A 19,972-nucleotide genomic window follows, 5' to 3' on the forward strand; every position below is an offset into this window, starting at 1 on the left:
GCCGGCACAGGCCGGCGGACCAGCCACGCCCACGACACCGACCGACCTCATCAGGCCACCGAAACCACCCAAGCCGAATCAGCGCGGTGGATCAGGGCTCAGTTGCAACGTTGTTCCCGCTAAGCGCTCCGCGGGTCACCTCAGCACCGCCGGTGGCCTCCGACAGCACCCACTCATCGGTAGTGGCGTCCGTGGTCAGGTCGAGCGCGTCGGTGCCGTCGACGTAGTAGGCGGCGATCTCCTTGCCGATCGTCGAGACGTCAGCCTTCGCCGATGTTTCCCGCGCCTTCGTGCGCTGGTTGAGGAACACCGGGATGGCGATGGCGGCCAGGATCCCGATGATGATCATCACGACGAGGAGCTCGATCAGGGTGAAGCCCCGGTCCTTCTCCTGCATGGACTTGCGGATGCGAGCGAGCATTGCAGTGCTCCCCTTCTGGTCTGTGGTGAGCCGCCCGCGTCCCGCGTGACCGGCTCGATGACACCTGTGGTATCGGTCCCCCAGGACCGCACTTGAGCCTGTAGTGCAGCGGTTTCCGCGTTCACACGAACGGAGCAAGCGTCAGGGGCGGCCCGCCGATCGGGCCGCCCCTGACGCACCTGCACGACCTACTCGATCAAGTCGAAAACGGAGAAGATGGGCATGTACAGCGCAATGACCATCGATCCGATGACCCCGCCGAGCACTGCGATCATCAGCGGCTCAATGAGGCTCGTCAGCGCCTCCGTCGTCGCCTCGACCTCGTCGTCGTAGAACTGGGCGATCTTCTCCAGCATCGTGTCCATCGCCCCGGTGTCCTCACCCACGGCGAGCATCTGGGTCACCATCGGGGGGAAGACGGCGTGCTGCGCCAGCGGGCCCGCCAGGGACTCACCGCGCCGCACCGATTCCTTGACGTCGTTGGCCGCCCGTTCCAGCACGATGTTGCCGGCGGTCTCCCCGACGATCTCCAGGCTCTGCAGGATCGGCACCCCGGACCGGAGCATGGTCCCGAGGTTCCGGGAGAACCGGCTGATGGCCACCTTCTGGAAGAGCTTCCCGAAGATCGGCGCCTTGAGCTTCAGCGGGTCGACGACCTCGCGCACCCGGCGCTGGTGCTTGACCCGCTGCCAGACGATCGCGAACACGACGACCAGAATCACCAGCACCGGCGCAAAGGTCTTCATCACGTCCGACAAGAAGACGAGCACCTTGGTCGGCGCCGGCAGCTCCCCGCCCAGGTCGGAGAACATTCCGGCGAACACCGGGACGATGAACAGCAGCATCCCGATCACCGCGAGGATCGAGATGACAAACACGACCACCGGGTACGTCATCGCCGACTTGATCTTGCTGCGGAGCTTCACCTCGGACTCGAAGTTGTCCGCGATCGACAGCAGCGTCTGGTCGAGGAACCCGCCGACCTCTCCCGCCCGGCACATGTTGATCATCAGCGGCGGGAAGATCTTCGGGTGCTTGGCCAGCGACGCCGACAGCGACTGACCGGTCTCGACGTCGTTGCGCACCTCGCCGAGCACCTTGGCGAGCTCCTTGTTCTCGGTCTGCTCGGCGAGGATCGACAGCGCTCGCAGCATCGACAGACCCGAGTTGATCATCGTGGCGAACTGCCGCGACATCACCGCGAGGTCCTTGAGCTTCACCTTGGCCCCGAGGCCCGGGATGGAGAGCTCCTTGTTCATCCCGGTGCCGGTTTCACGGACCGACACCGGCGCGTAACCCATGCCCTTGAGCCGGCTGACGAGCGCGGCCTGGTTGGCGGCCTCCAACTTGCCGCTGACGAGCTTGCCGGAGCGGTCGCGGACCGAGTACTCGTACGTCTTCGTGGCGGTCGCCATGGTGAGCTCCTCAGCCCCGGCCGGTCAGGCGGGTGTAGTCCTCGACGTGGTGGCACTTCTCCAGGCCGTGCTCGTAGGTGATGCGGCCCTGGCGCACGAGTTCGGCGAGGTGCTGGTCGAGGGTGTGCATCCCGTGCTGGGCGCCGGCCTGCATCGCCGAGTAGATCTGGTGGGTCTTGCCCTCGCGGATGAGGTTGCGGATCGCCGGCGTCGCGACGAGCACCTCGGTCGCCACCACCCGGCCGCGGCCGTCCGCGGTCTTGCACAGCGTCTGGCAGACGACGCCCTGGATCGAGGACGCCAGCTGCACTCGCACCTGCTGCTGCTGCTCGGAGGGGAACACGTCGATGACGCGGTCGATGGTCTGTGCGGCGTCCTGGGTGTGCAGGGTCGCGAAGACGAGGTGGCCGGTCTCGGCCGCGGTCAGCGCCACCGAGATCGTCTCGAGGTCGCGCATCTCGCCGACGAGGATGATGTCCGGGTCCTGGCGCAGCACGTGCTTGAGCGCATTGGCGAAGGAGTGGGTGTCCTCCCCCACCTCGCGCTGGTTGACGACGCACCGCTTGTGCCGGTGGAGGAACTCGATCGGGTCCTCGACGGTCATGATGTGCTCGGACCGGTTGCGGTTGGCCAGGTCGATGAGCGAGGCGAGCGTCGTCGACTTGCCCGAGCCAGTCGGACCGGTAACGAGCACCATCCCGCGGGCCAGGCCGGCGAAGTTGTTGACCGCCGGTGGGATGCCGAGCTCCTCCAGCGGCTTGATCTCGTACGGGATGACACGGAACGCGGCGCCGAGCGACTCGCGCTGCCGGTAGATGTTCACCCGGAACCGGGATCGGCCCGGCAGCGAGTAGGCGAAGTCGAGTTCGAGGTCCTCCTCGAACTTCTCCCGCTGCTTCTGGGTGAGGATCGCGTACAGCACCCGCTGGGTCATCTGCGGGACGAGCTTGGGGAAGTGCTCGAGCGGGGCGAGCTCACCGCGCAGCCGGACCGTCGGGTGCGCCCCAGCGGTCAGGTGCAGGTCGGAGGCGCCCATCTCCAGCATCTCGATGAGCACCGCGGACAGGTCCAGGTCGGCCGTCGTGGTCGTGGCCTCGGTGCTGGCCCGCTCGTAGTTCGTGCCCTCGGCCTGGGGCCGGAGCAGCCCGGACGACGCAGCCGTCGCCTGTGCGCTCGGCCGCGCCTGGACCGGGACGGCCGGCGTCGGCGCAGCGACCTCGGCGCCGAAGGCGTACTGGGGCTCGTAGCCACCGGCCGCGCCGGTGCCGTACCCGTTCTGGCTGTCCACTGGCTGTCCTCTCCGCGAGCGACGTCCACGGCGGTGCAGACCGCCGTCTGCGGAGAGCATCGGACGCCGGACACCCGGCCTTGAGGGTCACGCCGTCCCCGATCGGGGCCGGCCTCACGCGACGACGCGGAGGATCTCCTCCACCGAGGTGACGCCCTGGACGACCTTGGCCCACCCGTCGTCCCGCAGGCTCACCATGCCCTGCCGGCGGGCGACGTCCGCGATCTCGGTCCCCGAGGACCGGGCGACCGCGAGGCGCTCGATCTCCTCGCTCACCGTCATCACCTCGTGCAGGGCGAGCCGGCCCTTGTACCCGGTCTTCGAGCAGGACGGGCAGCCCACCGGCCGGTACAGGGTCGGCACTTCCTGACCCGGCTCCCACGGGAACCGAGCGCCCAGCAGCTCCTCCTCGGTCGGCTGGTAGGCCTCCTTGCACTTGGGGCACAGCCGGCGGGCGAGGCGCTGGGCAAGCACGGCGTCCGTGGCCGACCCGACGAGGAACGGCTCGACACCCATCTCGCTGAGCCGGGTGATCGCCGACGGCGCGTCGTTGGTGTGCAGGGTGGACAGCACGAGGTGGCCGGTGAGCGAGGCCTCGATGGCGATCTGCGCGGTCTCGTGGTCGCGGATCTCACCGATGAGGACGACGTCCGGGTCCGAGCGCAGGATCGACCGGAGCGCGCCGGCGAAGGTGAGCCCGGCCTTGGTGTTGACCTGGACCTGGTTGATGCCGGCCAGCCGGTACTCCACTGGGTCCTCGACCGTGATGACGTTGATCTCCGGGCGGCTGACGATGTTGAGCGTCGCGTACAGGGTCGTCGACTTGCCCGACCCCGTCGGCCCGGTGACGAGGATCATCCCGTAGGGCTTGGTGAAGCTCTTCTCGTAGCGGGCGAAGTTCTCGGCGCTGAACCCCAGGTCCGCGAGGTCGAGCAGCGCGGTGGAGTTGTCGAGGATCCGCATGACGATCTTCTCGCCCCACACGGTCGGCAGGGTCGCCACCCGCAGGTCGATCTTGCGGCCGTGGGCGTTGACCGACAGTCGGCCGTCCTGGGGGACGCGGCGCTCGGCGATGTCGATGTCCGCCATGATCTTCAGCCGAGAGGTGACACCGCTGGCGATCTGCTTCGGCGAGCGCATCACCTCGTGCAGCACGCCGTCGATGCGGTACCGGATGCGCAGGTCGTGCTCGGTGGGCTCGATGTGGATGTCCGAGGCGCGGTCCTGGATCGCCTGGGTGATGAGCAGGTTGACGTACTTGACGATGGGGGCGTCCTCGACGATCTCCCGCATCCGGGACAGCTCGTCCTCGGTGTCCTCGGGGCGCTCGAGCTCGCTGGTGAGCTCGTCGAAGTCGGCGTCGGCCCGGTAGTACCGGTCGATCGCGGACAGCAGGTCCTCGCGGGTAGCGACGACGGGCCGGGCGTCCAGGCCGGTGAGCTGGCGGATGTCGTCGAGGGCGAACACGTTGCCCGGGTCGGCCATCGCGACGACGAGCCGGTCGGCGTCGTCGTAGCCGACCGGCATCACCGTGTGTCGGCGGCACAGGGTCGCCGGGACCCGGGCCAGGGCGGACCCGTCGATCGGGGCGTCGGTGAGGTCGACGAAGTCCAGGCCGATCTGGCTGGCGAGCGCGGCGACGAGCTGCCCCTCGGTGAGGGCGCCCTGCTCGACGAGCACCCGGCCGAGCGAGCGACCGAGCCGCTGGTGCTCGTCGTAGGCGGCGGCGAGCTGGCTCTCGTTGATCAGGCCGCCCTCGAGCAGGATGTCGCTGAGCTGCTTCACGACAGCACTCCGGACGCCGGCATGCCCCAGTTGTCGGCGCCCGGACGGGTGAACTTGAGGTGCCCAAGCCCGCCACAGCCTCCGCAGAATGCTGGGTTGTGGGCGCAACACGCCGACGAATGGCTCCTGCAGGCAGCATTTTGCGGGTAGTGAAGTGCGGTGAGAACTGGGCTGCGGTCAGGCGTGGCGGGGCAGCGCGGCGCGCATGGCGTCGAGGGGCGGCTCCAGGCCGGTCATCAGCCGCACCTGGGCGGCCGCCTGGCGCAGCAGCATCTCCAGGCCGCTGACCACCGTGCCGCCGGCGCGCGCCCACGCGGCAGCCAGCGGCGTCGGCCACGGCGAGTACACGACGTCCAGGAGCACGCCCGGCGCCGGCGGCACTGCCTCGACGAGCACGTCCGCCACTCCGGCCGGGACGGTGGAGACCACGACGTCCGCCTGCAGGTCCACCCCGCCGACCCACTCGGTCGGCCGGACCTCAACGCCAAGCCGCTCAGCGGCGTCCACCACCGGCCGCGCCCGGGGCACGGAACGGACCACCAGGGCCGTCGACGAGCACCCGATCTCCCGGAGTGCCGCCACCGCCGACGCGGCCGTCGCTCCGCCGCCGACGACGACCGCCGAGGCCACCGGCGACACCACCGCCGAGCGCAGCGCGACCACGATCCCCTCGACGTCCGTGTTGTCGCCCACCAGCGACCGGTCGGCCGCGAACGTCACCGTGTTCACCACGCCGAGCGCCTCGGCCAACGGCGACAGCCGCGAGCACAGCGGCACCACCGCCTGCTTGAGCGGCATCGTCAGCGACAGCCCCGCCCACGAGTCGTCCAGTCCCCGGACGAACCCGGGCAGGTCCGGCACGTCGACGTCGACCGCGTCGTAGGTCCAGTCCAGGCCGAGCGCCGCGTACGCCGCCCGGTGCAGCGCCGGCGACAGCGAGTGCGCCACCGGGTGCCCGAGCACCGCCGCCCGGCGTCCGCCAGCCGGACCGCCCACCTCAGGCGTCGTTCTCACGCAGCCACTGACGGAACACCTCGACGTTCTGGGCGTGCTCCTCGGCGGTCTCGGCGAACCGGGTCTCGCCGGTCTCGGGGTCCACCGCGACGAAGTACAGCCAGTCGCCCTCGGCCGGGTTGAGCGCCGCGGCCAGCGCCTTCTCCCCCGGCGAGCTGATCGGGCCCGGCGGCAGCCCGGGGTACTTGTACGTGTTGTACGGCGAGTCCGTCTCGCGGTCCTCCGGGGTGGTGGTGATGCCGCCCTTGCCGGTCGCGTAGTTGACCGTGGAGTCGAGCTGCAGCGGCATGCCGATCTCGAGCCGGTTGGCGATCACCCGTGCCACCTTGGCGAAGTCCTCGTCGAGCTGGGCCTCCTTCTCGATGAGGCTGGCCTTGATGAGCACCTCCCGGCGCAACTCCTCGGGCACCCCGACGGACTCCATCGCCTGCCGGTGCCGCTCCACCATCTGGGTGATGACCTCGGTGGCGGTGACGTCCGGCTCGAACTCGTACGTCGCCGGGAACAGGTACCCCTCCGGGTCGCCGTCGGCCTCCGCCGGCAGCCCCACCTCGCCGGACGTCGCCGCGGCCTCCAGGTCCGCCAACGGGATGCCCGTGGCCTCCTGCAGCCGCTCGAACACCTGGTCCTTGCGCAGCCCCTCGGGCACCGCCGCCCGGATCGACACCCTCGAGGACGGGTCGAGCAGCAGGTCGAGCGCCGCCTGCGAGGACATCTGCGCGCGCAGCAGGTAGGTCCCGGGCTGGATGGACGCCGCCCGCGGCTCGCTGCGGGTCGCCTCGACGAACGCGTCGGCGGACTTCACGACGTCCGCCTCCTGCAGGGTCTGCCCGATCGCCCGCCCCGAATCGCCCGCCTCGATCTGCACCTGGACGGTGCCGCTGCCGGCGCCCTCGTAGTCGTTGGACTCGAAGAACCCGACGACCACTGGCCTGGCGATGTTGTCCCACACCAGGTACGCGCTCGTCCCGAACAGGACCACCAGGACGGCGAGCACGATCGCCGTCCGGCGCTGACGCTGGCGCCGCCTGCGGCGCCGCAACCGAGACCGCTCCGCAGCGTCCGCCTCGTCGTCGGCGGCGTTCGGCAGCTCCGAGAGCGGCAGCTTCCTCGCGGTCATCCGGGCGCGTTCCCCTTCGGAGTCCCGGCCGGGTCGTCCGGCTCGGTCCCCGGCTCCACCAGCGAACCGGGCGGCCGCCCCGACGCCCGTTCCGCGTCGAGGGCGACCTGCAGGACCGTCACGGCCGCCACCTGGTCGACGACCGCCCGGTGCCTGCGCCCCCTGACCCCAGCGTCGTGCAGCGCCCGGTGGGCGCTGACCGTGCTGAGCCGCTCGTCGACCAGACGCACCGGCACGGGCGCCAACCGTCGAGCCAGCGCCACAGCGTAGTCACGAGCCGCCTGTGCCGCAGCCCCCTGCCGCCCCGACAGCGACGTCGGGTGGCCGACGACGACCTCGATGACGTCCCGCTCCCGGGCCTCGGCGGCGATCCGCTCGACGTCCGAGCCGCCGCGGGCGTCACGGCGCAGGGTCTCCACCGGGGAGGCGATGGTCCCGCCGGGGTCGCACGCGGCCAGCCCGACCCGCACCGACCCGACGTCGACGCCGAGCCGGACGCCGCGGCGGAACCCCTCTGCGGTCACGTGCGGGCGGTGACCGTCTCGCCGACCGCGTGCTCCAGCCGGGTCAGCGCCTCACCGACCTTGCCGGCGTCGATGCCCCCGCCCTGGGCGACGTCGTCCTTGCCGCCGCCGCCACCGCCGAGCACCTGCGCCGCCACCCGGACGAGGTCACCGGCCCGCACCCCCCACCGGCGGGCCTCGGCGTTCGTCGCGACGACGACCACCGGCCGGCCCTTCGCCGTCCCGGCTACCGCGACGACGCTCGGCCGGACGTCCCCGAGCCGGCTGCGCACGTCCAGGGCCAGCGAGCGGACGTCGTCCGCGCCGGTCTGCCCGGCGTCGTGGGTGACGACGCTGACGCCGTACACGTCGCGCGCCTCGTCGGCGAGCCTCCCGGCGGCGGCGAGCACCTGCTGACGGCGGACCTCGGCGAGCTGCTTGTCCGCGGCCCGGAGCTGCTCGAGCATCCCCCCGACCCGGTCGGTGAGCTCCTCGGGGCGCGCCTTGAGCATCTGGGTGAGCTGGCCGACGAGGGCGTGCTCGCGGGCGAGGTAGGAGTAGGCGTCCACGCCGACGAGCGCCTCCACCCGCCGGACGCCGGCGCCGATCGAGGACTCCCCCAGCAGCTTGACCAGGCCGAGCTGGCCGGAGCGCTGGGCGTGGGTGCCGCCGCACAGCTCGCGGGCCCACTCCCCGACCGACACGACCCGGACCTCCTCGCCGTACTTCTCCCCGAACAGCGCCATCGCCCCGGCGGCGATCGCCTGCTGCTGGCTCATCACCTCGGCATGCACCTCGAGGTCCTCGGCGAGCAGCTCGTTGACCCGGTGCTCCACCTCGTCGAGTACGGACGGCGGGACGGCGGAGGTGGCGTTGAAGTCGAACCGGAACCGGCCCGGCGCGTTCTCCGAGCCGGCCTGGGTAGCGGTGTCGCCGAGCGCCTCGCGGATCGCCTTGTGCACCATGTGGGTCGCGGTGTGCGCGCGGCTGATCGACCGGCGCCGCTGGACGTCGACGACGGCCTGGGCCGGGGACCCGACGGTCACCTCGCCGGACAGCACCCGGGCCCGGTGGACGATGAGCCCGGTGATCGGCGACTGGACGTCGTCCACCTCGACGACCGCCTCGCCGCCGGCGCTGTCCCCCAGGACGATCCGGCCGCCGTCGGCGAGCTGGCCGCCGCCCTCGGCGTAGAACGGGGTGCGGTCCAGGACGACCTCGACGGTGTCCCCGGCCCGCGCCGCCGCGGACGCCGCACCGTTGACGAGCAGCCCGGCGACCCGGGCCTCGGAGACCACCTCGTCGTAGCCGGTGAACTCCACCGACCGGCCCAGGGTGTCGGCCAGCGCCCGGTACACCGAGGTGTCCACGCGGCCGGTCTTCTTCGCCCGCGCGTCCTGCTTGGCCCGCTCGCGCTGCTCGGTCATCAGCCGGCGAAACCCCTCGGCGTCCACCTCGACGCCCTGCTCGGCGGCCATCTCCAGGGTGAGGTCGATGGGGAAGCCGTAGGTGTCGTGCAACTGGAACGCCTTGTCGCCGCTGAGGACGGCGTGCCCGGCCGGGGCGGCGTCCTTGGCCTGCTTGACCGCGACGTCCAGGATCGTCGTCCCGGCGCTCAGCGTCCGCAGGAACGTCTCCTCCTCGGCGTAGGCGACCGAGGAGATGCGGTTCCAGTCCCGCTCGAGCTCGGGGTAGGACGCCTTCATCGCGTCGCGGGAGACGGTGAGCAGCTCGGGCATCGTCGTGGTGTCGACGCCGAGCAGGCGCATCGAGCGGATCGCGCGGCGCATCAGCCGGCGCAGCACGTACCCGCGGGCCTCGTTCGAGGGGGTGACCCCGTCGCCGATGAGCATGAGCGCGCTGCGGACGTGGTCGGCGACGACCCGCAGCCGGACGTCGTCCTCGTGGTGACGGCCGTAGCGCTTGCCGGCGAGCTCGGCGGCCCGGTCGATCACCGGGTACACCTCGTCGATCTCGTACATGTTGTCGACGCCCTGGAGCAGGAACGCGACGCGCTCCAGGCCCATCCCGGTGTCGATGTTCTTCGCCGGGAGCTCCTTGACGATGCGGAAGTCCTCCTTGGAGCGGACGTCGTCGAGCTCGTACTGCATGAACACGAGGTTCCAGATCTCGAGGTAGCGCTCCTCGTCGACGACCGGGCCGCCCTCCCGGCCGTACTCCGGGCCGCGGTCGACGTAGATCTCGCTGCACGGGCCGCCCGGGCCCGGCTGGCCGGTGTGCCAGTAGTTGTCCTTGCGGCCGCGGCGCTGGATGCGGGACTCCGGCAGGCCGGCGATCCGCTGCCACAGCTCGAAGGCCTCGTCGTCGTCCTCGTAGACGGTGACCCAGATCTTGTCCTCGTCGAAGCCGTAGCCGCCGTCGGCCTGGGACGTCGTGACGAGGTCCCAGGCGTAGGTGATCGCGCCTTCCTTGAAGTAGTCCCCGAACGAGAAGTTCCCGTTCATCTGGAAGAACGTGCCGTGCCGGGTGGTCTTGCCGACCTCGTCGATGTCGAGGGTCCGCACGCACTTCTGCACGCTCGTGGCCCGCGGCCACGGCGGGGTCTGCTGGCCGGTCAGGTACGGGATGAACGGGACCATCCCGGCGACCGTGAACAGCAGGTTCGGGTCGTCGGTGACCAGCGAGGCGCTGGGGACGACGGCGTGCCCCTTGCTCTCGAAGTAGCGCAGCCAGCGGCGGCGGATCTCGGCGGTCTGCATGCGGGTCGGTGCTCCCGGGTCGGGGGTGGGCCGGGCGGGTGGGGCGTGGGTGGGCCGGGCAGGGGGTCAGGCGTCGGGCCGCGGGGAGCCGGGCTGCTGGGCCGAGGCGTCCCCGAAGGGGTCCTCCAGCAGCTGCCGGGCCTGCTCGGCGTCCAGGGTGCCGGTGTCGATGCCCAGGGCGACGCGGAGCTCCTGCTCGCGGCGGTCCATCCCCTCGCGGACTGCGGCGGCGAACTCCTTGAGGCCCTCACCGATGGAGGCCAGGCCGTGCGCCACCCCCTCGGGGGTGTAGGCCTGCGCGGTCTTGGTGACCCTGCGCACGACGACGACGCCGGCGGCGGCGCCCAGAGCGGCCCAGAACAGTCGTGGCACGGGTCAGCCCTTCCTGCGGAGACGGCCGGCGCCGGTGCTGCGCCCGCTGATCGCCTGCCGGACGCCGTAGGTGAACGCCGCGACCTTGACGACCGGCGAGCCCAGCGTGGCGGCGAACAGGGCGGTGAGCGCCGAGACGTTCGTGGCGACCTGGGCGACGTTCGTCGTGATGGTGTCCACCTTGACCATCTGGTCGTTGGTGTGGGTCACCGTCTGGGTGACCTCCTGCAGCAGCGGGACGGACTCCTCGGAGATGCCGCGGATCGTCGTCCGGGTCTCGTCGAGGACCTTGCCGAGCTTGAGCAGGGGCACCGCCAGCAGGCCGACGAGCAGCACGAACGCGAGTGCGGCGATGAGCCCCGCGACATCTCCAACGGACATGCGGGCGACCTTACCTTCCCGTCGCTGCGCCCTGCTGGTCGTGCCCCCGACCCACCCGAGCCTCCCCCACTTCGCAGAATGCTGGGTTGTTGGCGCAACACGCCGCCACAGGTGTGAAAACCACAGCATTCTGTGCGGGTCTGCTGGGACCACCTGTCCTGCACAGGCTGTCGATCCGGCACCTGTGTCCCCAGAGGACGCAGGGAGGCGGGCACCAGCCAGTGCGTTCGCGGACCGTGGCACCGTGCTGTCGCTGCCCGACGAGGCGTTCACCGCCCCGTGGCCGTCGTCGCGGGAGACCTTTATCCGGGACCGGTCCCGCACCGGCCCGCTGTGGTCCCGGCCGCACCGGGGAGTCGCCCGGTCGGTGCTGGTCGACGCCGACGCCGGGCTCACCCGGGTCCTGGCCGCGGCCGTCGCCCTGCCCGGCGTCCCGCTGGGGACCTGGGCGGCCGCGCTGCTGCACGGCGTCCCCGACCTCGACGGCACGACCTGGGGCGGCGAGCTGCTCGACGTCGTCTTCTGCCCGGGTCGAAGCGGCGCCCGGGCACCACGGCCGGGGCTGCGTCCCCTGCGCAGCACGCTCACCGACGCGGACATCGTCGCCGCACCGGGCTATCCGGACATCCCGATCACCAGCGCGCTGCGGACCGCCTTCGACGTCGGACGGATGGCTCCGACACTGCCCGCCGCCGTCGCGGACCTCGACGCCGTCCTGCGAGTGACCCAGGTACCCGTGCCGGATCTGGCGCAGTACGCCGCCGAGCGGCGCGGCTGGAAGGGAGTGCAGCGGGTCCGCGATGCGCTGCCCCTGCTCGACCCGCGGGCGGCGTCCCGGCCGGAGAGCCTGATGCGGGTGGTGTGGCGCGTGGACGCCGACCTGCCGCCGCCGCAGGTCAACGTGCCGGTGTGCGCCAGCGACGGGACGCTGCTGGGCAAGCCGGACCTGCTGGACGTCGACAGCGGGCTGGTCGCCGAGTTCGACGGGTCATATCACCGGCAGGCGGACCAGCACGCCGATGACAACGTGCGCGAGGAGCTGTTCGAGGCGCACGGGCTGACCGTGGTCCGCGCGATGTTCCGGGACGTACGGAGCCCGTTCAACTCGGGGTTCGTCGCGCGGTTGCGGACGGGCTACCGGAGAGCGGTCCAGGCGACGGAGCGCCAGGATCGCCGGTCGTGGTTCGTGCCGCCGTCGCACCTCAAGGGGTAACCCCTGGCATGGGCTCCGGTGCGCAGTAACCCCTCGACCACCCCCTGCGCTGGCCTGCCCTGCGCTGCGCCGCCCCCTGGCCCCCTGCCCCTTCCCTTGCCTCCCCACAGAATGCTGGATTCTGAGGGACCTCTGCGGCGTGTTGCGCCAACAACCCAGCATTCTGCGAGAAGGGAGTGGGCCCTGCACTGCGCTGCCCCCTGGCCCCCTGCCCCCTGCCCCCTGCCCCCCCACAGAATGCTGGATTCTGAGGCACTTCTGCGGCGTGTTGCGCCAACAACCCAGCATTCTGCGAGAAGGAGGGAGTGGGCCCTGCGCTGGCCCCCTGACCCCACAGAATGCTGGATTCTGAGGGGCTTCTGCGGCGTGTTGCGCCAACAACCCAGCATTCTGCGAGAAGGGAGTGGGCGCTGCGCTGCGCTGCCCATGCGCTGCGCTGCGCTGCGCGGGGCTTACTCGCCGCGGAGGAGGGCGCGCAGGCGCTCCAGGCGGGTCCGCACGTTCGCCTCGAACCCGCGCTCGCTGGGCTCGTAGTAGACGCGCCCGACGAGGTCGTCCGGGGCGTACTGCTGCGCGGCGACGGCGTGCGGCGCGTCGTGGGCGTACACGTAGCCCTTGCCGTGCCCGAGTTGGCGCGCGCCCGGGTAGTGCGCGTCGCGCAGGTGCACCGGCACCGGTCCGCCGCGCCCCGCACGCACGTCCGCGGTGGCCGCGGCGACCGCCGAGGAGACCGCGTTGGACTTCGGCGCCGTCGCCACGTGCACGACGGCCTGCGCCAGCACGAGCCGGCCCTCCGGCATCCCGATGAGCTGCACCGCCTGCGCCGCCGCGACCGCGGTCTGCAGCGCCGACGGGTCCGCCATCGCCACCTCCTCCGAGGCCGCGATGATGATCCGCCGGGCGACGAACCGCGGGTCCTCGCCCGCCTCGAGCATCCGGGCCAGGTAGTGCAGCGCCGCGTCGACGTCCGAGCCGCGCATCGACTTGATGAACGCACTGGCCACGTCGTAGTGCTGGTCGCCCTCCCGGTCGTACCGGACCACCGCCGCGTCCAGGGCCCGCTCGGCGTGCTCGACGGTGACGACGTCGGTGCCCTCCGACAGCGCCACCCCGGCGGCCGCCTCCAGGGCGGTCAGCCCGCGCCGCGCGTCCCCGCCGGCCAGCCGCACGAGGTGCTCCAACGCAGCCGGCTCGACCCGCACCTCACCGGCCAGGCCCCGCTCGTCGGTCACCGCCCGCTCCAGCAGCCCGGCGACGTCGTCCTGGGACAGCGGCCGCAGGGTCAGCACGAGCGAGCGCGACAGCAGCGGCGAGATGACCGAGAACGACGGGTTCTCCGTCGTCGCCGCCACGAGCACCACCCACCGGTTCTCCACCCCCGGCAGCAGCGCGTCCTGCTGGGCCTTGGTGAACCGGTGGATCTCGTCGAGGAACAGCACCGTGTGCCGGTCGTACAGGTCCCGGGCGTCGCGGGCCTCCTCCATCACCCGGCGCACGTCCTTGACCCCGGCCGTGATCGCGGACAGCTCGACGAACCGCCGCCCGGTCGCCCGGGACACGACGTGCGCGAGCGTCGTCTTACCCGTCCCCGGCGGCCCCCACAGCACCACCGACGCCGGACCGGCCCGGCCGTCGCCGCCCTCGACGAGCCGGCGCAGCGGCGAACCCGGTGCCAGCAGGTGCCCCTGCCCGACGACGTCGTCCAGGGTCCGCGGCCGCATCCGGACGGCGAGCGGCGCCCGGGTGATGCCCCGCTCCCCGGCGGGCGCGTCGTCGTCGTCCCGGCTGAACAGATCGGCCACGGGCCGAGACTACGCAGCCCGCGCCGCCCACCCGGGCCGCCGCCCACGGCACCGGCCGCAGAGCCCTGATCACCGGCGCCCTACCCTGCGGTACGTGCTCGCCGCCCTAGCACGGTCCGTCGCCCGGCACCCGGTCATCACCCTCGTCGGCTGGGTGCTCGTCCTGGTCGGCGCAGGCGGCGCGGCCCTGGGCGCGTTCGGCAACGAGCCGCTGTTCAGCCGCCTGACCAGCGGTGCGCCGCAGGTCCCCGGGGAGTCCCAGACCGCCCAGGACCTGCTCGCCGAGCAGGGCGAGACCGGCGAGTCGCTGACCCTCCTGCTCGAAGGCGTCGACCCGGCGTCCCCCGAGCTGGCCGCCGCGCTCGGCGAGGCGGTCGCCGACCTGCAGGCCATGGACGGCGTCGCCGACGTCGTCGCCCCGCTCGTCCCGCCCCAGGCACCGGCGGGCACCACACCCCTCGACGTCCCCGAGCTCGCCCCCCTGGTCAGCGAGGACCAGGACGCCGTCCTCGTCACCGTCACCGTGGACGCCGACCTGGACGGCGCCGCCGAGGACGCCGCGCTCGCCGAGGTCCGCGACCGGCTGGAGGCGGTCGACGACGACCTGGACGGCGCCAGCGGACGAGTCGCCGGCTTCACCACCCTCATCGACGAGATCACCGACCAGGTCCGGGTCGACCTGACCCGCGGGGAGAGCATCGCGCTGCCGATCAGCCTGCTGGTCATGGTGTTCGTGTTCGGCGGGTTCATCGCCGCCGGCCTGCCGATCGTCGGGGCGCTGGCGTCGATCCTCGGCGGCCTGGCCGCCCTGCTCGGGTGGTCGTACCTGTTCGACATCGACGCCGCCGTCGTCAACGTCGTCACCATCCTCGGCCTCGGCCTGAGCATCGACTACGGCCTGCTCATCGTCTCCCGCTACCGGGAGGAGCTGCGCGAACGGCGCGGCGGGCACCGGCCCGGCTCGCGCGCCGCCCGGGACGCCGCCCTGGTCACCACCGTCCGCACGGCCGGGCGGACCGTCGTGTTCTCGGCCCTCACCGTCGCGATCAGCCTGACCGGCCTGCTGATGTTCCGCGCCGACATCTTCCGGGCGATCGGCCTCGGCGCGATCAGCGTCGTCGTCGTCGCGCTGCTGTCGGCGCTCATCCTCGTCCCGGCGGTGATCGTGCTGGCCGGCGAGCGGCTCGCCCGGCCCGGGGCGGCCACCCGGATCCCGGGGCTGCGGGCCGTGGCCACCCGGTTCGGGGACGTCGCCCCCGCCGAGGGCCGGTTCTCCCAGCTGGCCCGCTGGGTGCAGCGGCACGCCGTCGCAGTGTTCACCGGCGTCCTCGTCGTCCTCGTCGTGCTCGCCGTCCCGTCGGTGTCGATGACGCTGCGCGCCGACGGCCCGGAGCTGCTGCCGACGTCCTCCCCGCAGCGGCAGTTCTTCACCGACCTGCGCGAGGACTTCCCCCGCGCGGCCGGCTCCGACGTCACCGTCGTCGCCGACGCCCCGGTCGAGGACGTCGCGACCTGGGCGCAGGAGGTCGCCGACCTCGACGGCGTCCAGTCCGTCGACCCTCCCCAGCGCCGCGGGGACCTCACCGTGCTGGAGATCCACGCCGAGGGCACCGACCCGGTGAACGAGCAGGCCAGGCAGGTCGTCGAGCAGCTGCGCGCCGACCGCCCGGGCTTCGACACCTGGGTCACCGGGCAGGCCGCCGGCCTCATCGACTTCACCGCGGACATGCGCGAGCGGGCCCCGCTCGCCGTGCTGTCCGTCGTCCTGGCGACGTTCGTCCTGCTGTTCCTCATGACCGGGTCGGTGTTCGTCCCGGTCAAGGCGCTGCTGATGAACGTCGTCTCGCTCGGCGCCTCGCTCGGCGTCCTGGTCTGGATCTTCCAGGACGGCCACCTGGAGGGGCTGCTGCAGTTCACCTCGACCGGCGGCATCGAGAGCTTCGTGCCCGCGCTCGTCATCGCGTTCGGGTTCGGCCTGGCGATGGACTACGAGGTGTTCCTGCTCTCCCGGATCGTCGAGCAGCACCGCCTCGGCGCCGACAACGACACCGCGGTCGAGCGGGGGCTGCAGCGCTCCGGGCGGATCATCACCTCCGCCGCGCTCATCATCATCATCGTGTTCCTCGGGTTCGTCACCGGCGAGCTGCTCATCATCAAGCAGGTCGGGGTGGCGCTCGCGGTGGCCGTGCTCGTCGACGCCACCCTGGTGCGGATGCTGCTCGTGCCGGCGACGATGACGCTGCTCGGGGACTGGAACTGGTGGGCCCCGCGGCCGCTGCGCCGGCTGCACGACCGGATCGGCGTCACCGAGTGAGCGCGCCGGTCACGGACCCGTTCCTGCGCTGGCAGGTGCCACCGGAGCAGGTGCACCGCCGCTGGGACGTCGGGGACGCGGTGGGCGTCCTGCACGCCGGGTGGCACGGCCGCCCCGCCCTGACCGTGCTCGGCGACCCGGACGACGCGGCCCGGCTCGTCGTCCGGGCCCTCACCGAGGGGGCCCCGGTCCGGCGGGTGACGCTGCCCGTCGGCACCCTGGCCCGGCTGCCCGACCCGCTGCCCGGTGGCCTGCGGGTCGGCGACGGGGCGGACTGGGACTGGATGTGGACGCAGACCCCGCCGCCGGTGCAGCCCGGGGAGGAGCACGTCGTGCGGCTCGGGCCGGACGAGGAGCCGGACGTCGCCGCGCTGCTGGACGTCGCCAGTCCCCGGACCAGCGCCCGGCCCGGCGACGAGGGCGTCCGCGGGTGGTGGGGCATCCGCGAGCCCGCCGGCCGGCTCGTGGCCTGCGCCGGCCACACCGAGCGGGTCACCGGCGTGCCGCACCTGGCCGGGATCGCGGTGCTGCCGGAGCTGCGGGGCCGGGGCCTGGGCGGGGCGGTGACCGCCGGGATCACCCGCGCCGTGCTCGCCGACGGCGCGGAGGTGTGCACGCTCGGGATGTACGCCGACAACGACCCGGCGCGGCGGGTGTACGACCGGCTCGGCTACGTCACCGAGCACCGGTTCTCCTCGCGGGTGCTGACCCGCGCCCGTATCAGTCCCGGTCGACCTCGCGCAGCAGGACGAGGCTGACGTCACGCAGGGACACCATCCCGACGACGTCGTCGCCGTCCTCAGCGTTCACCACCGGCAGGTGCCGGACGCCGGCCTCGGCCATCAACCGGGCGGCGGTGAGCACCGTGTCGCCCGGGGTGGCGGTGACCGGCGCGGTGGTGACGACCTCCTCGGCCAGCAGGTGATCGGGGTTGGCCCCGCCGGCGAGGTGGTTGGTGACGTCGCGCTCGGACACCACACCGACGAAGTGGTCACCGCTCATGACGACGGCGGCCCCCACCTCGTTGCTCGCCATCGCCTCGGCGACCTGGCGCAGGGTGGCGTCCAGGTCGACCGCGGCAACCGGCCAGCTCATGAGCTTGGACACCGCGTCGTGCAGCCCGGTCGTCGCTGTGAACGCCATCGTGACCAACCCCTCTCGTGCGGTCCGACGGCCTCAATCTGGCCTGTGCGGCTCCGGCACCAAAGGGCCTTTGGTCACCGCCCGCTCGGCACGCTCAGGCGGGTGCGGTCACGGCCGTGGTGACGGCGCGGCCCCAGTCACGGGCGCGGTCGAGCTCGGCGAGCGAGATGGGGTCGGTCATACCGGTGACCCAGAACGTCTCCGGCTCCAGGACGGGGTGCAGACCGAGGTGCCGCAGTCGGCGCAGCGCCGCGCTGGCGGCGGAGCCGGGGAGTCGCGGGCGGTTCACCCGGGTGTCGAACGTGGCCACGTCGACGAGGCGACCCGGCGCAGGGAGCGCCTCGATCCACTCCCGGATGCCGACGCCCCGCGACACCAGTCCGTGCGGGGCCTGCTCGGCGGCCGAGCGGCGGGTGCTGGTCCGGCTCATCCCGAACGCGTGCGTGGGGCCACCGACGACGAGCAGGCGGCAGTCGACGTCCAGCTGCCGGGGGGCCGCACCGACCTCGACGAGGTGGACGGGCATCACCGCCCCGATCGCGTCCGCCACCGCGGCGGCGACGTCACGGGTGCTGCCGAACATGGACTCGTAGACCACGAGCGCGGTCATCTCGGTCTCCTTCGCCGGGGCGGGACCCGGGACCGATGCTGCCCTGCAGCAGCAGCCCGGACCAGGGTCCAGGGTCCCGAGCGACCCGGGCCAGGGACGCAGGTCAGGCCGGCTGGGCCGGCGCCTTCGGCACGGCGTCGACGCCCGCCTCCCGGCGCTGCTCGGGGGTGATCGGCGTCGGCGCGCCGGTGAGCGGGTCGTACCCGCCGCCGGACTTGGGGAAGGCGATGACCTCGCGGATCGACTCGGCCCCGGCCAGCAGGGCGACGATCCGGTCCCAGCCGAAGGCGATCCCGCCGTGCGGCGGGGCGCCGTAGGCGAACGCGTCGAGCAGGAACCCGAACTTCTCCTGCGCCTCCTGCGGTGACAGCCCCATCACCGCGAACACCCGCTCCTGGACGTCGCGGCGGTGGATACGGATCGACCCGCCGCCGATCTCGTTGCCGTTGCACACGACGTCGTAGGCGTAGGCGAGCGCGCTGCCGGGGTCGGTGTCGAAGGTGTCCATCGACTCCGGCTTCGGGGACGTGAACGCGTGGTGCACCGCGGTCCACGCCCCGGAGCCGACCGCGACGTCGTCGGTGTCGGCAACGGGCTCGAACAGGGGCGCGTCGACCACCCACAGGAAGCTCCACGCGTCGGTGTCGATGAGCCCGGTGCGCCGTGCGATCTCCAGACGGGCCGCGCCGAGCAGCGCCCGGGCGGACTTCGCCGGGCCGGCCGCGAAGAAGATGGCGTCGCCGGGGGCGGCACCGGTGTGCGCGGCCAGGCCGGCCTTCTCGGCGTCCGAGATGTTCTTGGCGACCGGGCCGCCGAGCTCACCGTCCGCGCCGACGGTGACATAGGCCAGGCCCTTCGCTCCCCGCTGCTTGGCCCAGTCCTGCCAGGCGTCGAACTGCCGGCGCGGCTGCGAGGCGCCGCCGGGCATCACCACGGCGCCGACGTACGGCGCCTGGAACACCCGGAACGGGGTGTCCGCGAAGTAGTCGGTGCACTCGACGAGCTCGAGGCCGAACCGCAGGTCCGGCTTGTCCGTGCCGTACCGGGCCACCGCCTCGGCATAGGTCATCCGCGGGAACGGGGTCTGCAGCTCGACGCCGATGAGCCGCCACAGAGCGGCGAGGATCTCCTCGGACAGGGCGATGACGTCGTCCTGCTCGACGAAGCTCATCTCGATGTCGAGCTGGGTGAACTCCGGCTGCCGGTCGGCGCGGAAGTCCTCGTCCCGGTAGCAGCGGGCGATCTGGTAGTACCGCTCCATCCCGGCGACCATGAGCAGCTGCTTGAACAGCTGCGGGCTCTGCGGCAGCGCGTACCAGGAGCCGGGCTGCAGCCGGGCCGGGACGAGGAAGTCGCGGGCGCCCTCCGGGGTGGAGCGAGTCAGCGTCGGCGTCTCGACCTCGACGAACCGGTGCGCGTCGAGCACCTCGCGGGCGGCCCGGTTGACCCGGGAGCGCAGCCGCAGCGCGGCGGCCGGCCCCGGACGGCGCAGGTCGAGGTAGCGGTGCCGCAGCCGAGCCTCCTCGCCGACCTCCACGTGCTCGTCGATCTGGAACGGCAGGGGCGCCGACTCGCTGAGCACCTCGACGTCCTGGGCCGTCACCTCGATCTCGCCGGTGGGCAGGGCCGGGTTCTCGTTGCCCTCCGGCCGGCGGCCGACCGTCCCGCGCACCCGCAGGCAGTATTCGTTGCGCAGCGAGTGCGCGACGGACTCGTCGTGGACGACGACCTGGACGACGCCCGAGGCGTCGCGCAGGTCGAGGAAGGCGACCCCACCGTGATCGCGCCGCCGCGCCACCCAGCCGGTGAGGGTGACGGTCTGGCCGGCGGAGTCGGCACGCAGGGTGCCGGCCTCGTGGGTGCGGAGCACG

17 protein-coding genes are annotated in these 19,972 nt (G+C 72.5%); 3 read left to right on the forward strand and 14 right to left on the reverse strand.

What is annotated here, in order from left to right:
• Nucleotides 1-91: 91 nt before the first annotated feature.
• The 10 genes from ACFP6A_RS05440 to ACFP6A_RS05485 all read right to left on the reverse strand — a co-directional run bounded on the left by ACFP6A_RS05440 (nucleotide 92) and on the right by ACFP6A_RS05485 (nucleotide 11,019).
• Nucleotides 92-421, reverse strand: a complete 330-nt coding sequence (locus ACFP6A_RS05440; protein WP_379602191.1) for a type II secretion system protein — start codon at nucleotides 419-421, stop codon at nucleotides 92-94.
• A 188-nt stretch (nucleotides 422-609) separates the two neighbouring features.
• On the reverse strand, nucleotides 610-1,836 hold the full coding sequence (locus tag ACFP6A_RS05445) for a type II secretion system F family protein (RefSeq protein WP_379602193.1): 1,227 nt from the start codon (nucleotides 1,834-1,836) through the stop codon (nucleotides 610-612).
• Nucleotides 1,837-1,846: 10 nt separating this feature from the next.
• Nucleotides 1,847-3,124, reverse strand: coding sequence for a type IV pilus twitching motility protein PilT (locus tag ACFP6A_RS05450; protein WP_379602195.1), 1,278 nt, complete (start codon nucleotides 3,122-3,124; stop codon nucleotides 1,847-1,849).
• Between the two features lie 114 nt (nucleotides 3,125-3,238).
• Nucleotides 3,239-4,909 carry a GspE/PulE family protein gene (locus ACFP6A_RS05455; protein WP_379602196.1) on the reverse strand — a complete coding sequence of 557 codons (1,671 nt, stop codon included), beginning with the start codon at nucleotides 4,907-4,909 and terminating at the stop codon, nucleotides 3,239-3,241.
• A 177-nt stretch (nucleotides 4,910-5,086) separates the two neighbouring features.
• The gene (locus ACFP6A_RS05460) at nucleotides 5,087-5,905 is read right to left on the reverse strand and encodes a shikimate dehydrogenase (RefSeq protein ID WP_379602198.1); all 819 of its coding nucleotides are present in this window, start codon (nucleotides 5,903-5,905) and stop codon (nucleotides 5,087-5,089) included.
• 1 nt (nucleotide 5,906) lies between these two features.
• Entirely contained in the window at nucleotides 5,907-7,043 is a 1,137-nt protein-coding gene (mltG, locus tag ACFP6A_RS05465; protein WP_379602200.1) for an endolytic transglycosylase MltG, read from the reverse strand.
• Nucleotides 7,040-7,567: a Holliday junction resolvase RuvX gene (gene ruvX / locus ACFP6A_RS05470; protein ID WP_379602202.1), complete on the reverse strand. Its 528-nt coding sequence runs from the start codon at nucleotides 7,565-7,567 to the stop codon at nucleotides 7,040-7,042. The genes mltG and ruvX overlap by 4 nt, the downstream gene beginning before the upstream one ends.
• The gene (gene alaS, locus ACFP6A_RS05475) at nucleotides 7,564-10,266 is read right to left on the reverse strand and encodes an alanine--tRNA ligase (RefSeq protein ID WP_379602204.1); all 2,703 of its coding nucleotides are present in this window, start codon (nucleotides 10,264-10,266) and stop codon (nucleotides 7,564-7,566) included. The genes ruvX and alaS overlap by 4 nt, the downstream gene beginning before the upstream one ends.
• Before the next feature lie 66 nt (nucleotides 10,267-10,332).
• The gene (locus ACFP6A_RS05480) at nucleotides 10,333-10,638 is read right to left on the reverse strand and encodes a DUF6167 family protein (protein WP_379602206.1); all 306 of its coding nucleotides are present in this window, start codon (nucleotides 10,636-10,638) and stop codon (nucleotides 10,333-10,335) included.
• Between the two features lie 3 nt (nucleotides 10,639-10,641).
• Nucleotides 10,642-11,019, reverse strand: coding sequence for a DUF948 domain-containing protein (locus ACFP6A_RS05485; RefSeq protein ID WP_379602208.1), 378 nt, complete (start codon nucleotides 11,017-11,019; stop codon nucleotides 10,642-10,644).
• 244 nt (nucleotides 11,020-11,263) lie between these two features.
• Between ACFP6A_RS05485 and ACFP6A_RS05490 the strand changes: the two genes are divergently transcribed.
• On the forward strand, nucleotides 11,264-12,232 hold the full coding sequence (locus ACFP6A_RS05490; RefSeq protein WP_379602210.1) for a hypothetical protein: 969 nt from the start codon (nucleotides 11,264-11,266) through the stop codon (nucleotides 12,230-12,232).
• Nucleotides 12,233-12,684: 452 nt separating this feature from the next.
• Here ACFP6A_RS05490 and ACFP6A_RS05495 read toward each other — a convergent pair whose 3' ends face one another.
• The gene (locus ACFP6A_RS05495; protein WP_379602212.1) at nucleotides 12,685-14,034 is read right to left on the reverse strand and encodes a replication-associated recombination protein A; all 1,350 of its coding nucleotides are present in this window, start codon (nucleotides 14,032-14,034) and stop codon (nucleotides 12,685-12,687) included.
• 94 nt (nucleotides 14,035-14,128) lie between these two features.
• On the opposite strand from ACFP6A_RS05495, the gene ACFP6A_RS05500 reads away from it, so the two are divergent.
• Together ACFP6A_RS05500 and ACFP6A_RS05505 are read left to right on the forward strand one after the other, a co-directional pair.
• Nucleotides 14,129-16,348, forward strand: a complete 2,220-nt coding sequence (locus ACFP6A_RS05500; RefSeq protein ID WP_379602214.1) for an MMPL family transporter — start codon at nucleotides 14,129-14,131, stop codon at nucleotides 16,346-16,348.
• Nucleotides 16,345-17,106, forward strand: coding sequence for a GNAT family N-acetyltransferase (locus tag ACFP6A_RS05505; RefSeq protein WP_379602215.1), 762 nt, complete (start codon nucleotides 16,345-16,347; stop codon nucleotides 17,104-17,106). Before ACFP6A_RS05500 ends, ACFP6A_RS05505 begins: the two co-directional genes overlap by 4 nt.
• On the opposite strand, the gene ACFP6A_RS05510 is transcribed toward ACFP6A_RS05505, so the two are convergent.
• The 3 genes from ACFP6A_RS05510 to aspS form a co-directional block, all read right to left on the reverse strand.
• Entirely contained in the window at nucleotides 17,069-17,491 is a 423-nt protein-coding gene (locus ACFP6A_RS05510; RefSeq protein WP_379602217.1) for a cyclic nucleotide-binding/CBS domain-containing protein, read from the reverse strand. The two genes, ACFP6A_RS05505 and ACFP6A_RS05510, sit on opposite strands and share 38 nt — an antisense overlap.
• A 94-nt stretch (nucleotides 17,492-17,585) precedes the next feature.
• Nucleotides 17,586-18,101 carry a flavodoxin gene (locus ACFP6A_RS05515; protein WP_379602219.1) on the reverse strand — a complete coding sequence of 172 codons (516 nt, stop codon included), beginning with the start codon at nucleotides 18,099-18,101 and terminating at the stop codon, nucleotides 17,586-17,588.
• A gap of 103 nt (nucleotides 18,102-18,204) precedes the next feature.
• Complete coding sequence (gene aspS / locus ACFP6A_RS05520; RefSeq protein WP_379602220.1) at nucleotides 18,205-19,971, reverse strand: aspartate--tRNA ligase; 1,767 nt, start codon at nucleotides 19,969-19,971, stop codon at nucleotides 18,205-18,207.
• Nucleotide 19,972 lies beyond the last annotated feature (1 nt).

The organism is Quadrisphaera sp. GCM10027208 (assembly GCF_042658805.1).
Taxonomy (GTDB): domain Bacteria; phylum Actinomycetota; class Actinomycetes; order Actinomycetales; family SCSIO-59966; genus SCSIO-59966.